Origin of the sequence: Chryseobacterium elymi (genome assembly GCF_003385495.1) — a bacterium.
Taxonomy (GTDB): domain Bacteria; phylum Bacteroidota; class Bacteroidia; order Flavobacteriales; family Weeksellaceae; genus Chryseobacterium; species Chryseobacterium elymi.
In genome coordinates this window covers 62,496-75,982 of record NZ_QNUH01000007.1, presented here as the reverse complement: position 1 = coordinate 75,982, position 13,487 = coordinate 62,496, and the positions used below count along the sequence as shown (strand labels likewise).

The window sequence follows — 13,487 nt, the reverse complement described above, 5'->3', positions numbered from 1 at the left end:
AAATTCTTTTTAAATTTACGCCTAACAAATGTTAGTTAGTAGGATATGGATTTTTCAGTTGAATATGTAAAGCTAGACCAGTTGAGACGGCTTCAGTCTGACCGGTTGACGGAATTGGTTGGCTACCTTGGAGAGAGATCAGAATTTTATAGAGGGAAATTTAATGAATCAGGAATAGCTCCACAGGATATAAGGTCGATTGAAGATATCACGAAACTTCCGATTACCTACAAACAGGACTTGAGGGATAATTATCCGTTTGGACTTTTTACCGTTCCGAAAAATGAGCTGCAGAGAATTCACTGTTCCAGCGGAACTACAGGAAAACCTACAGTAGTGGGCTACACAAAAGAAGATGTTGATCTTTTCAGTGAAGTAGTTGCCAGATCATTATATGCAGCAGGAGCAAGACCGGGAATGCAGTTGCATAATGCTTATGGATACGGGATTTTTACCGGAGGACTGGGACTTCATTACGGAGCAGAAAAATTAGGAATGAGTGTTCTTCCGATTTCAGGAGGAATGACGGCCAGACAGGTAGATCTGATTTTGGATTTCAAACCTGAAGTGATCTGCTGTTCGCCTTCTTATGCATTAACGATTGCTGATGAATTTGCCAACAGAGGGATTGCTGGAGATCAGATCAGTCTGAAATATGCTGTTTTAGGCTCTGAGCCATGGACGGAAATTATCAGAAGCCATATTGAGGAAAGATTGGGACTTCATGCGACTAATATCTACGGATTAAGCGAGATCATCGGCCCCGGAGTATCCATGGAGGATTTTGAAGAAAAAGGAGGATCTTACATCTGGGAAGATCATTTTTATCCCGAAATTTTAGATCCGCTGACGAAACAGCCGGTTCCGTTCGGAGAAGAAGGAGTTTTGGTGATTACTACTTTAACGAAAAAGGCCATGCCGCTTTTACGGTATTGGACCAATGATATCACCAGCCTTTACTATGATGAAAACGCCAAAAGAACCATGGTGAAAATGAGACCCATCAAAGGAAGAGCAGACGATATGCTGATCGTAAGAGGGGTCAATGTTTATCCAAGCCAGATTGAAGAAGCATTTTCACACGTAAAAGGAGTGGTTCCGAACTATTATCTTACCCCGGTTGAAAAAGAGCAGATGTGTGTAGCATTGGATATTGATGTAGAAATTGATGATGAGCTGGTGAAACTTCAAAAAATAGATGCTCATACCGATGATTATTTTAATTTTGTCGGCAGCTTTGGAAAAAATATAGAAAACGAAATAAAAAAGAGGGTAGGAATTACTACAAAAGTAAAAATTCATGCCCAGGACAGCCTGCCGAAATGCGAAGGCGGAAAAATTAATAGAATACTTAAAAAATAATGAATTCATTTTATAAACTTAAAACGGTAAAGGTTCAGAAAGATACTCCTGATGCGGTAAACGTAGCAGTGGAAGTTCCTGAGGAGCTGAAGGATAAATTCAGGTTCAAGCAGGGGCAGTATCTTAATTTCCGTATGATGATCAATGGGAATGAAGAAAGACGTTCTTATTCTATCTGCAACGCTCCGAGCGAAAAAAGCAATACACTGGAAGTGCTGGTGAAGCTTTTGGAAGGCGGAAAGGTTTCAGGATATTTCAATGAGCATCTTCATATGGATGAGCTGCTGGAAGTAATGCCTCCGATGGGTGGTTTCAATACTTCTTATCACCCTACCAATGTGAAAACCTACGTAGGTCTAGCGGCAGGAAGCGGTATCAGCCCTGTTTTATCAAACATTAAGGAAAGTCTTTATCAGGAGCCGAACAGCTGCGCTTATCTTTTCTACAGCAACAGGAGCATGAATCATGTGATGAAAAAAGGTGAGATCGATAAATTGGTGGAACATTTCAACGGAAGACTGAAAGTTATTTACTTGGTAAGCCGCGAAAAGCATGAAGATCCAGTATTTGAAGGAAGAATTTCTGCCGAAAAATTGGAGCAGTTATTTGAAAGATATACAGATATTGATGTAAAAGAAGCCACTTATTTTATCTGTGGTCCTGCAGAAATGATTAAAGGGATTTCCGATTATTTAAAGAAAGATAAAAAAGTACCTGCCATTCAGGTTTTATTTGAATATTTCACTGCTCCTGATGATGAAAATTCTGAGGAGATGAGCGATGAATTTAAGGCTATTGCTAATATAGAAAGTATGGTGACGGTGATCATTGATGATGATGAATATTCGTTCCACCTTAATTCTAAAAAAGAGAGTATCTTAGATAAAGCATTAAAAGACAATCTTCCTGTACCTTTTGCTTGCAAGGGAGGAGTTTGTTGTACGTGTAAAGCGCAGGTTCTGGAAGGAGAAGTTTTCATGGAGAAAAATTTCGCGCTTACCGAAGACGAAGTAGCCAGAGGCTACGTTCTGACATGTCAATGTCACCCGACTACGAATGTGGTGATGCTTAATTATGACGTTTAAATTGTATTAATGACTTAATGTAAGATGTATTCATGAATACATTAATACTTTTTACATTTTACAAAAACAAAAGAAATGGATTTAGAAAAATTTGTTCAATACGTTCACGACGAGAATAAAGTAGAACCAAAAGATGTAATGCCCGATGATTACAGAAAACTATTGGTTCGCCAGATTTCACAGCATGCCCATTCTGAGATTGTCGGAATGTTGCCGGAAGCCAACTGGATTTCAAGAGCACCTTCACTGAGAAGAAAAATGGCTCTTTTAGCAAAAGTTCAGGATGAGGCAGGCCACGGTTTATATCTTTATTCTGCAACTGAAACTTTAGGAAACGGAACCATAAGAGCGGACAGAGATGCCACTTACGAAGATATGTTGGAAGGTAAAGCGAAATACTCAAGTATTTTCAACTATCCGACATTAAGCTGGGCAGATATTGGCGCGATCGGTTGGTTGGTTGATGGTGCTGCAATCATGAATCAGGTAATGTTGATGGGTAATTCTTATGGGCCTTATTCAAGAGCGATGGTGAAAATCTGTAAAGAAGAATCTTTCCACCAAAGACAGGGCTACGAAATTCTGATGGCGCTTTGCCGTGGTACAAAACAGCAGAAAGAAATGGCTCAGGCTTCGCTAAACCGTTTCTGGTGGCCGGCTCTAATGATGTTCGGTCCAAATGACGACAGCTCGCCCAACTCTAAAATCTCAATGAATTACAGAGTAAAAAGAGAAAGTAACGACAGCCTTCGTCAGAGATTTATCGACGTTACCGTTTCTCAGGCTGAATTTTTAGGATTAACCATTCCGGATAAAGATCTGAAGTGGAATGAGGAAAGACAGCATTACGACTTCGGAGAACTTCCTTGGGATGAATTCATGGAAATCCTAAAAGGAAACGGTCCTTGTAACAAGAAAAGATTACAGACCAAAGTAAAAGCACAGCAGGAAAACCTTTGGGTGAAAGAAGCAGCGATTGCTTTTGCAGAAAAACAGGGAAAAATTTCAATGTAACAATATACCAATGTAAAAATGTAACAATCATTGTCATTCTCAGTAAAGCGAAGAATCTCATTGGTAAACTGGTACATTGATACATTGTTAAATTAATTTTAATTATGGCAAATTTAGATATGTGGGAAGTGTTTATTCAGACTAAACCGGGATTATCTCACAAACACGTAGGAATAGTGCAGGCACCAACAGCAGAAATGGCTTTGCAGAACGCAAGAGACGTTTACACAAGAAGAAAAGAAGGGACCTCTGTATGGGTAGTTCCAAGTAAATATATTGTGACTTCAGAAGGAGTAGACAAGGAAGCTTTCTTTGATCCGGCAGATGACAAACTTTACCGTCACCCGACATTCTACAATATTCCTAATGATGTAAAAAACATGTAATTTTCTGTAAAAGGTAGGCTGTAAAAAGTACAAAGTACAACCGACATTTTACGTTTTACAAAAAAAATAAAACAATGAATCCACTATATAATTATTTATTAAAGTTTGCTGATGACAGCTTCATCATGGGGCAAAGACTGTCTGCATGGTGTGGGGAAGGGCCTTATTTAGAGGAAGATATTGCATTGACAAACATTGCATTAGACGAACTTGGCCAGGCCAATAACTTTTATGTGTATGCATCAAGAGTTATTGATAACGGTAAAAGTGAAGATGATTTAGCCTTCTTAAGATACGAGCATGAATATGTGAACGCCCATTGGGTTGAGCTTCCGAACGAAGATTACGCACAGACTATTCTTAAAGTATATGTATTCTCCATATATCAGAAACTGATGTATGAAGCATTGTCAAATTCCGCAGATGAAGAACTTTCTGCACTCGCCCAGAAATCTTTAAAAGAAGTGAGATACCATTATACACACGCTTCTTCCTGGATGAAAATTTTCGCTCAGGGAACAGAAGAAAGCCGTGAACGGTTAGTAAAATCTCTTGATAATATTTGGGAATATTCAAAAGGATTATTTGCGAAAGTTGAAGGGGAGGATGATTTAATTGCTTTAAATATCGCCCCGGACGGAGACGAATTGTACAAAGAATTCTTAGCCATCACACAAAAAGATTTTGCAGAATATGGATTGGAATACCCGGCAAATCCATTCATGCAGCCTAAATCCAGAACAGGATACCATACAGAATATTTCGGATTTATTCTTTGCGAACTTCAGTATATGCAGAGAGCGTATCCGGGATGTACGTGGTAATTCTAAATGTAACAATGTAGCAGTTTAGCAATGTAACAATTAGTTGCTAGACTGTTAGATTGATAAATTGGTACATTTTAAAAATGAAAAATCCTTTAGAAATATTAGAAATGGTTCCCGATCCGGAAATTCCGGTGATCAATGTTGTGGAATTAGGTATTGTAAGAGAGGCAAAAGTTACCGGGGAAAATACCTGCGAAGTAACCATTACGCCTACTTATTCTGCCTGTCCCGCCATGTTCACCATTGAGGAAGATATCATGAAGATCATGAAGGAAAACGGCTGGGATGCGAAAGTGGTAACCAAAATGTTCCCGATATGGACAACGGACTGGTTGACAGATGAAGCAAGAGAAAAACTTCGTATTTACGGAATCACACCTCCTGAAAAAGGAGCAGACGAACATCACATCGGAAAACCGAAAAAATGTCCGCGCTGTGGTTCTATGAATTCAAAACAGATCAGCAGATTTGGGTCTACCTTGTGTAAAGCTTCTTATCAATGCTTAGACTGTCTGGAGCCGTTTGATTATTTTAAATGCCACTAATTAATGTGCCAATGTATGCCGGAATAATTGTTACACTGTTAGATTGATACACTGTTAGATTATTGATGTTATGCAGAACTATTGATTATTACATTGTAAAACTGTTAGAATGTTATATGAGAAGGATTGCCACATAATTTTATATTGTTAAATTAGAGGAGTGTAAATTTTCAATTCTTTAACCATTTAATTTTAAATTTTAAACCATGTATACACAACTTGATATTGAAACGCATTTTGAAGGAAAACTGAAAATTGCTTACCTCAATCAGCCGGAAACAATGAATGCACTTACAAAACCATCTTTATCAGATCTGAAAGATTTTGTTAAAGAATGTAGTGAAGACCCTACCGTAAGATGTGTGGCGATTTCGGGAAGAGGAAGAGCTTTCTGCTCCGGTCAGAATCTGGATGATGCTTTCGTACAGGGTAACGAACACCATGATAACGATATCATCAGAAAAATTGTAGTGGATTACTACAATCCTCTGGTTACAGAGATTACGCGCTGTAAAAAACCTGTTGTGGCATTGGTAAATGGTCCTGCTGTAGGTGCAGGTGCGATGTTGGCATTAATCTGTGATTTTGTTTTAGCAGTAGAGAAATCTTATTTTTCTCAGGCTTTCTCCAATATCGGACTAATTCCTGATACAGGTGGAACTTACTTCCTTCCCAAATTATTAGGAAGACAATTGGCTAATTATTTAGCATTTACAGGGAAAAGACTTTCAGCGGAAGAATCTAAGTCTTACGGTTTAGTGGCCGAAGTGTTCACTGAGGAAGAATTCACTCCTAAATCTATGGAGATTCTTGAGAAAATGTCAAATATGCCGACTGCGGCTCTTAAATTAACCAAGAAAGCCTTTGCTCAGTCTTATACCAACACATTAAAAGAGCAATTGGAACTGGAAGGTGATCTACAACAGGAAGCTGCAGAAACAGAAGACTTCATCGAAGGTGTAAATGCCTTTTTACAGAAAAGAAAACCTGATTATAAAGGGAAATAAAAGATTTTGTACAATGTAAAAAGTACAATGTACAGAGTACGTTGCTGTGATCATACTTTTTACATTGTACATTTTACACAATACAGAACATGAACAATATCGGAATTATTGGGGCAGGAACCATGGGCGTAGGAATTGCTCAGGTGGCTGCAACAGCGGGATGTAAAGTCGTTTTATTCGATGCAAATGCTCCGCAGATAGATAAAGCACTATCAGGCTTAGAGAAAACACTTCAGAAATTAGTGGATAAAGCTAAAATTTCTCAGGAAAAAGCCACAGAAATCAGAACAAATATCGTTAAAGGTGAAGCTTTACAGGATCTGAAAGATTCTGATCTCGTGATCGAGGCCATCATCGAAAACAAAGACATAAAAACCAAAGTATTTACAGAGCTTGAAACCTATGTTTCAGACGACTGTATCATCGGTTCTAATACATCATCCATTTCTATCACCTCTCTTGGTGCAGAATTAAAGAAACCTGAGCGTTTCATCGGAATTCACTTTTTCAACCCGGCGCCATTGATGCCTTTGGTTGAGGTGATTCCATCTTTATTAACAGAAAAATCATTACCGGAAAAAATCTACAACCTCATGAAAGATTGGGGTAAAATTCCAGTGATTGCTAAAGATATTCCCGGATTTATCGTCAACAGAATCGCCCGTCCTTACTATGGCGAAGCATTGAGAATTGTTGAAGAAAATGTCGCAACTCCGGAACAGGTAGATGAGGCGATGAGAACATTAGGAAATTTTAAAATGGGACCATTTGAATTAATGGACCTAATTGGTGTTGACGTGAATTTTGCCGTAACCACAACCGTTTACAAAGACTATTTCTACGATCCGAAATACAAACCTTCTCTGCTTCAGCAAAGAATGGCCGAAGCTAAACTTCACGGAAGAAAAACAGGAAAAGGGTTTTATGATTATGCAGAAGGTGCAGAGAAACCAGTTGCTCAGAAAGACGATGCATTATATCAGCAGATTTTTTTAAGAATTATTTCAATGCTGATCAACGAAGCCGTAGAAGCTAAAAGATTAGGAATTGCCAACGATGAAGATATCGAGCTGGCGATGCAGAAAGGAGTCAATTATCCAAAAGGCTTACTAGGCTGGGGAAAAGAAATCGGCTACTCAAAAATCTCCGAAACTCTGCAAAATCTTTACGGAGAATATCAGGAAGAAAGATACAGACAGAGCCCTTTACTTAAAAAATTAGAAAATACGATGATGTGCTAATTTGACGATTAATCAACACATCAACGAATCAACATATTGAATTTATGAATCCAAGACAAGTTGCAGATTATATGTTCGGTCAGGATTATTTTTCCCAGTGGATGAATATCAAAATGATCGAAGTCAGAGAAAATTATTGTTTAATAGAAATGCCCATCAAGAAAGAGATGATTAATGGGTTGAAAACGGTTCACGGAGGAGTTACGTTTGCTTTTGCAGATTCTGCGCTGGCATTTTCGTCCAACAACACCGGAGATGCAGCTGTAGCCCTGAACTGTATCATCAATTTTACCAAAGCTGGAAAAGAAGGCGATGTTTTCAGAGCAGAAAGCATTCTGGTCAATGATACCAGAAAAACAGCCGTTTACGACATCAAGATCACCAATCAAAACAATGAGCTGATCGCAAAATTCGTTGGAACGGTTTACAAAATCGGAAAAAAAGTAACGGAGTTGTAAGCTCAATGTAGCAGTGTAATAATTTACCAATCTAACAATTAATAATGATGATCAATTTTGAAAATAATCCATTAATAACTAAAACGATTCAATTTTCATTAGATATTATTGAATATTGTGAATTGTTAGAAGAAAAAAGAAAATTTGTTATTGCGAAACAATTATTACGTTGTGGAACAAGCATTGGAGCCAATGCATTTGAAGCACAAAACCCTCACAGTAAAAACGATTTTATCAATAAGATAAAAATTTCAGCCAAAGAATTGGAAGAAACCAAATATTGGCTATATCTGTGTAAGCATTCCAAAAATTATCCTTTTGATGAAAAATTAGAAGGTCAAATTATAGAATTGGGAAAAATTATTTATAAAATATTAAGTACAAGTTTAAATAAAAATCCATCAATTTAGCATTGTTAGACTGTTACATTGCTAAATTTTTACATTAAAAGTATTATGAACAACGTATACATCATAGACTACGTAAGAACACCAATCTCAAAACTACAGGGCGGATTATCAGATGTAAGAGCTGATGATCTGGCAGCAGTGGTTATTAAAGAAGTTATGGCCAGAAATCCTGAAGTTCCTGCTGAGGAAATTGAGGACGTTATTTTCGGATGTGCCAACCAGGCAGGAGAAGATAACCGTAACGTAGCGAGAATGGCTCTTTTATTGGCCGGACTGCCCTATAAAATCGGAGGGGAAACAGTAAACAGGCTTTGTGCTTCAGGCATGTCTGCGGTGGCTAATGCTTTCCGTTCCATTGCTTCCGGAGAAGGTGAAATTTATATCGCAGGTGGAGTAGAGCACATGACCCGCTCGCCTTACGTAATGTCTAAACCCGGTACTGCTTTCGGAAGAGACAGCCAGATGTTTGATACGACTTTCGGATGGCGTTTTGTTAATCCGAAAATGAAAGAAATGTATGGGGTAGACGGAATGGGAGACACCGCTGAAAATTTAGCGGATATGCACAACGTCAGCAGAGAAGATCAGGATAAATTTGCCCTTTGGTCTCAGCAGAAAGCTACAAAAGCTCAGCAAAGCGGAAGACTGGCGGAAGAAATTGTAAAAGTTGAAATTCCTCAGAAAAAAGGCGAGCCTAAAATTTTTGATCAGGATGAATTTATTAAACCTACGTCTTCCATGGAAGGGTTAGGAAAACTCCGTCCTGCTTTCAGAAAAGAAGGAACCGTAACCGCGGGAAATGCTTCGGGAATGAATGACGGAGCAGCAGCTCTTATTTTGGCCAGTGAAGAAGCCGTAAAAAAATATGGTTTAAAACCAAAAGCTAAGATCTTAGGATCTGCCGTAGCTGGGGTGGAACCCAGAATTATGGGAATCGGACCTGTAGAAGCTACACAGAAACTATTAAAAAGATTAAACCTTTCACTGGACGATATGGACATCATTGAACTGAACGAAGCATTTGCAGCACAGGCATTAGCTGTAACCAGAAGCTTAGGTTTAAAAGATGATGATTCAAGAGTAAATCCAAACGGAGGAGCTATTGCCATTGGCCATCCACTGGGAGTTTCCGGGGCGAGAATCATTGGCTCTGCCGCTATTGAACTGGAGAAACAAAATAAGAAATATGCATTGTGTACCCTTTGTATCGGTGTCGGACAGGGTTATGCAATGGTCATTGAAAAAATGTAATTTTTTCAATAATGTAACAATATAACAATGTATCAGTATAACAATTAATATGATCTCGGAATGTTCAGATTGATACATTGTTACACTGATACATTGTTAAATTAAATTTTTAACAAAAATTTTATGAACATCTACTCATACCACGGTATCCGCCCCATCATCAAGCCCTCTGCCTATATTCATCCGCAGGCGGTGATCATTGGGAATGTGGAAATCGGTGAAGAAGTATATATCGGACCCAATGCTGTGATCCGCGGCGACTGGGGGAAAATTATCATTAAAGATGGAGCCAATGTTCAGGAAAATTGTACCCTTCATGTTTTCCCGAATATCGAAACCATACTTGAAGAGTCTGCGCATATCGGGCATGGTGCCATCATCCATTCCGGGCATATCGGTAAAAACTGTCTTGTAGGAATGAACTCCGTAGTAATGGACAAAGCTGTTATCGGTGATGAATGCATCATCGGAGCATTGGCTTTTGTTCCGGCTAATTTCACCTGCGGACCAAGAAAACTGATTGTGGGAAGTCCTGCAAAAATTATCCGGGATGTTTCCGATGAAATGATCCACTGGAAAACAGAAGGAACCAAACTGTATCAACAGCTGGCAAGAGAAGGAAAAGAAGCTATTCTGCCATGTGAACCGTTCTCAGAATATGTAGAACAGACCGCTACCAAAACTGTGGATTACAGTATCTGGGCGGATTTAAAATAAACTTTTAAACCTTATGCAAAGTTATAAGGTTTTATGATATAATGAAAACGAATATGATCAAAAAGATGCTCATTGTCTGTAGTATACTGTTTGCTTTTCAATTCATGGTTTTAGCCCAGAATGAAAAAGTAAAACCTTTGACTATCGGAGAGGTAAGGACATTTAAATCTAAGATCTTAAATGAAGACAGAACTTTAAATATTTATCTGCCACAGGGTTTTGATAAAACAAAATCATACCCGGTGATCTATCTGCTGGATGGCTCAATGAATGAAGATTTTATCCACGTTTCCGGTTTAGTACAGTTCTTTAATCAAATGTATGCCATGCCGGAAACCATCGTGGTAGGAATCGCTAATATCGACAGAAAGAGAGATTTTACCTTTCATACAGATCTGAAAGATTTACAGCAGGATTATCCTACGACAGGGCATTCAGATAAGTTTATTGATTTTCTGGATAAAGAACTACTTCCTTACATAGGAAAGCAGTATAAAACAACAGAGAAGTATGTATTCGGACAGTCACTGGGTGGGCTTCTTACTACAGAAATCCTTTTCAAAAAGCCGGAAATGTTCAATAATTATTTTATCATCAGCCCAAGTTTGTGGTGGGATGATCAAAGTTTATTGAAACAGGCTCCGCAATGGCTTTCCAAAATCCCGGATACGAAGAAATTTATTTACGTTTCTGTAGGAAAAGACGAACATCCTGTAATGGTAAAAGATGCAGGATCTCTTTATGATGTATTGAAGCAGGCAGGTAAAAAGAACTGGACCGTGGAATATAAAGTAATGGAAACAGACAATCATGCTACCATTCTTCACAGAAGTTTGTATGAAGGTCTGGTAAAATTATTCCCGTATAAAGAGCCCAAAAAGTAACCATTAAAACACGAATCATGAGATATTTATTTTTTGCCATTTTCTTTTCAGTTTTGATCAATGCTCAGAAAAAGCAGGATAAGGAAATTAATGTAAAGCTTAAAAATGAATTGGCCACGATTCAAAAAGATGATCAAATTTACCGTGAACTGATGCAGTCTGACGTTTCCCAGGAGCAAAAGGAAAAGGTCATGAAAGAAAAAAATCTCAGTAAGGAAGATATTACGGATAGATTATGGTCACTGATGGACGAGCAGGATAGGATCAATCTTGAAAAAGTTGAAAAAATCATTGCTGAATATGGATATCCCGGAAAATCTCTGGTAGGGGAACCGGAAAATGAAACCATATGGTTGGTTATTCAGCACTCCCCTAAAATCAATCAATACATGCCCCTAATTAAAGCGGCAGCTGATCATAAAGAAATTCCGTTCAGATTGTATGCCACGATGCTGGACAGACAATTAATGAATGATGGAAAAGAGCAGATCTACGGAACTCAGGGGTTTTCTTCTCACGACGGAGAAAAAGAAAGCGAGCCTATTATCTGGCCTATTAAAGATGTTAAAAATGTAAACAAACTCAGGAAAGAAGCCGGTTTTGACGATACGGTGGAACGTTATGCCAAGCGTCTTTACGGAAAGAGTTTTGTTTTTAAAAATTATACTTTGGATGAAGTGTTAAAGTTTGGAGGTGATAAGAAAACTGAAGAAAAACCACTCAACCTTGAGCTCAAAAAAGAGCTTGCGCAGATCTATAAAGACGATCAGATCTACCGTGAGCTGACACAATCCAACATTACACCCGAAAGAAAGGCAGGAATCATAAAAGAGAAAAACCTCTCTACAGAAGACGTGAGTACGGGGCTTATCAAATTGATGGACGATCAAGATCAGAAGAATCTTGTTAAAGTTGAGAAGATCATTGAAAAATATGGCTATCCCGGAAAATCTATGGTGGGTGAACCTGAGAATTATGCTGTATGGTATGTTATCCAGCATTCCCCTAAAATTGAGAAATACCTTCCTCTGATCAAAAAAGCAGCTGATGAAAAAGAACTTCCGTTCAGACTTTATGCTATGATGATGGACAGAAAGCTGATGTACGAAAACAAAGAGCAGATCTATGGAACGCAGATCCGTTCCGTTTTTTCAACAAAAAACGGAAAAACGGAAACCCTTTCATTTGTATGGCCGATAAAAGATCCGGAGTATGTCAACGAACTGAGAAAGAATTCCGGATTTGGGAGAACTATCGAAGATTACGCTAAAGATGCAGGAGGCATCGAATACAAAAAATATACATTGAAAGAAGCCTTGGAGCTTCTTCAGAAAAAGAGATAAATGATAGATCGTCTAAAGAAATATTGGATTTTCCTGTTGATTGCCGTAGTCGGGATCAATTATGCGGGGTTCTATCTGTTATGGAAATCAATGGGTATTTCCGATGCACTGGAACATGTAGAATCAGAACAAGTGATCAGAAAGCTGAAACAGGAGGATTTTTTATATACCCTGTTTGTGGATGCAGTCCTGATCCTGGATTTTTCCCTTATTCTGTTGTTACTGTTTGTTGCAGGAAGGAAAATAGTACAACTCATTGTTAAAAAATAAACTTTAGAATTAATAAAGAAGAAATGACCATCGCAGAGCATTTTGAGTCCGGATATATTTATCATATATACTCGCATGCCAACGGAAAAGATTTGCTATTCGTAGAGGATAGTAACTATCAGTATTTTCTGGCTAGGTTATTAAAATATATTATTCCAGTAGCAGAAATCTATGCTTATTGTTTGATGCCAAATCATTTTCATTTATTAATAAGATTTAAAGACTTAGTTGCTGATAATATTGATGATGAGCATCAATATTTAATGAAGCCATTCAGTAATTTTCTGAATAGCTATGCTAAAGCCTACAACAAAAGGTATAATAGGAAAGGGGACTCTCTTTCTAGATTTCCTGAGAAGGAAGAGAGTTCAGGATGAAAAATATTTGCTTAAATTATTGCATTATATTCATAATAATCCTGTACATCTTGGTTTTGTCAGTCAGGCTGAAAAATGGAAATACTCTTCATATAATTCTTACACAAATGTGGAAAAGCCTAGTAGCATTGAAAGAGAAGAAATGTTGAAATACTTCGATTCAAAAGAGGACTTCCTTGGTTATCATAAATCTAGTGTAGAATATGATTTTATGAATTTAGAATAAATGGTTCGCAAACCTTATAGGTTTTTAAAACCCTATAAGGTTTAAAGAAAAGTAGGATTTTTAAGACATTAAAAAGAAATAAAA

Annotated in this window: 16 protein-coding genes; all 16 read left to right on the top strand. The window is 37.9% G+C overall.

The genetic code is table 11. From position 1 onward, the window contains the following. The first annotated feature begins 45 nt into the window (after positions 1 to 45). Positions 46 to 1,362, top strand: coding sequence for a phenylacetate--CoA ligase family protein (locus DRF60_RS10000; RefSeq protein WP_116011952.1), 1,317 nt, complete (start codon positions 46 to 48; stop codon positions 1,360 to 1,362). After that, positions 1,362 to 2,447: a 2Fe-2S iron-sulfur cluster-binding protein gene (locus tag DRF60_RS09995; RefSeq protein WP_116011951.1), complete on the top strand. Its 1,086-nt coding sequence runs from the start codon at positions 1,362 to 1,364 to the stop codon at positions 2,445 to 2,447. The genes DRF60_RS10000 and DRF60_RS09995 overlap by 1 nt, the downstream gene beginning before the upstream one ends. 75 nt (positions 2,448 to 2,522) lie before the next feature. Then, complete coding sequence (paaA, locus tag DRF60_RS09990; RefSeq protein ID WP_116011950.1) at positions 2,523 to 3,461, top strand: 1,2-phenylacetyl-CoA epoxidase subunit PaaA; 939 nt, start codon at positions 2,523 to 2,525, stop codon at positions 3,459 to 3,461. 104 nt (positions 3,462 to 3,565) lie between these two features. Beyond that, positions 3,566 to 3,847, top strand: coding sequence for a 1,2-phenylacetyl-CoA epoxidase subunit PaaB (gene paaB / locus DRF60_RS09985; protein WP_116011949.1), 282 nt, complete (start codon positions 3,566 to 3,568; stop codon positions 3,845 to 3,847). A gap of 74 nt (positions 3,848 to 3,921) precedes the next feature. Then, positions 3,922 to 4,671, top strand: coding sequence for a 1,2-phenylacetyl-CoA epoxidase subunit PaaC (gene paaC / locus DRF60_RS09980; RefSeq protein WP_116011948.1), 750 nt, complete (start codon positions 3,922 to 3,924; stop codon positions 4,669 to 4,671). An 83-nt stretch (positions 4,672 to 4,754) separates the two neighbouring features. Then, the gene (gene paaD / locus DRF60_RS09975) at positions 4,755 to 5,219 is read left to right on the top strand and encodes a 1,2-phenylacetyl-CoA epoxidase subunit PaaD (RefSeq protein WP_116011947.1); all 465 of its coding nucleotides are present in this window, start codon (positions 4,755 to 4,757) and stop codon (positions 5,217 to 5,219) included. 206 nt (positions 5,220 to 5,425) lie between these two features. Then, complete coding sequence (locus DRF60_RS09970; protein WP_116011946.1) at positions 5,426 to 6,226, top strand: enoyl-CoA hydratase/isomerase family protein; 801 nt, start codon at positions 5,426 to 5,428, stop codon at positions 6,224 to 6,226. Positions 6,227 to 6,315: 89 nt separating this feature from the next. Further along, positions 6,316 to 7,467 carry a 3-hydroxyacyl-CoA dehydrogenase NAD-binding domain-containing protein gene (locus DRF60_RS09965; RefSeq protein ID WP_116011945.1) on the top strand — a complete coding sequence of 384 codons (1,152 nt, stop codon included), beginning with the start codon at positions 6,316 to 6,318 and terminating at the stop codon, positions 7,465 to 7,467. 44 nt (positions 7,468 to 7,511) lie between these two features. Continuing rightward, positions 7,512 to 7,925, top strand: coding sequence for a PaaI family thioesterase (locus DRF60_RS09960; protein ID WP_116011944.1), 414 nt, complete (start codon positions 7,512 to 7,514; stop codon positions 7,923 to 7,925). Between the two features lie 47 nt (positions 7,926 to 7,972). Next, positions 7,973 to 8,335, top strand: a complete 363-nt coding sequence (locus DRF60_RS09955) for a four helix bundle protein (protein ID WP_116012078.1) — start codon at positions 7,973 to 7,975, stop codon at positions 8,333 to 8,335. A gap of 45 nt (positions 8,336 to 8,380) precedes the next feature. Then, positions 8,381 to 9,586: a 3-oxoadipyl-CoA thiolase gene (gene pcaF, locus DRF60_RS09950; protein WP_116011943.1), complete on the top strand. Its 1,206-nt coding sequence runs from the start codon at positions 8,381 to 8,383 to the stop codon at positions 9,584 to 9,586. Between the two features lie 123 nt (positions 9,587 to 9,709). After that, positions 9,710 to 10,303: an acyltransferase gene (locus tag DRF60_RS09945; protein ID WP_034725774.1), complete on the top strand. Its 594-nt coding sequence runs from the start codon at positions 9,710 to 9,712 to the stop codon at positions 10,301 to 10,303. A gap of 41 nt (positions 10,304 to 10,344) precedes the next feature. Further along, positions 10,345 to 11,187, top strand: coding sequence for an alpha/beta hydrolase (locus DRF60_RS09940; protein WP_238640167.1), 843 nt, complete (start codon positions 10,345 to 10,347; stop codon positions 11,185 to 11,187). A 17-nt stretch (positions 11,188 to 11,204) separates the two neighbouring features. After that, the gene (locus tag DRF60_RS21610; RefSeq protein ID WP_238640165.1) at positions 11,205 to 12,530 is read left to right on the top strand and encodes a DUF6624 domain-containing protein; all 1,326 of its coding nucleotides are present in this window, start codon (positions 11,205 to 11,207) and stop codon (positions 12,528 to 12,530) included. Then, positions 12,531 to 12,800 carry a hypothetical protein gene (locus DRF60_RS09930; RefSeq protein ID WP_116011942.1) on the top strand — a complete coding sequence of 90 codons (270 nt, stop codon included), beginning with the start codon at positions 12,531 to 12,533 and terminating at the stop codon, positions 12,798 to 12,800. 294 nt (positions 12,801 to 13,094) lie between these two features. Then, the gene (locus tag DRF60_RS21605; RefSeq protein ID WP_238640163.1) at positions 13,095 to 13,403 is read left to right on the top strand and encodes a hypothetical protein; all 309 of its coding nucleotides are present in this window, start codon (positions 13,095 to 13,097) and stop codon (positions 13,401 to 13,403) included. Positions 13,404 to 13,487 lie beyond the last annotated feature (84 nt).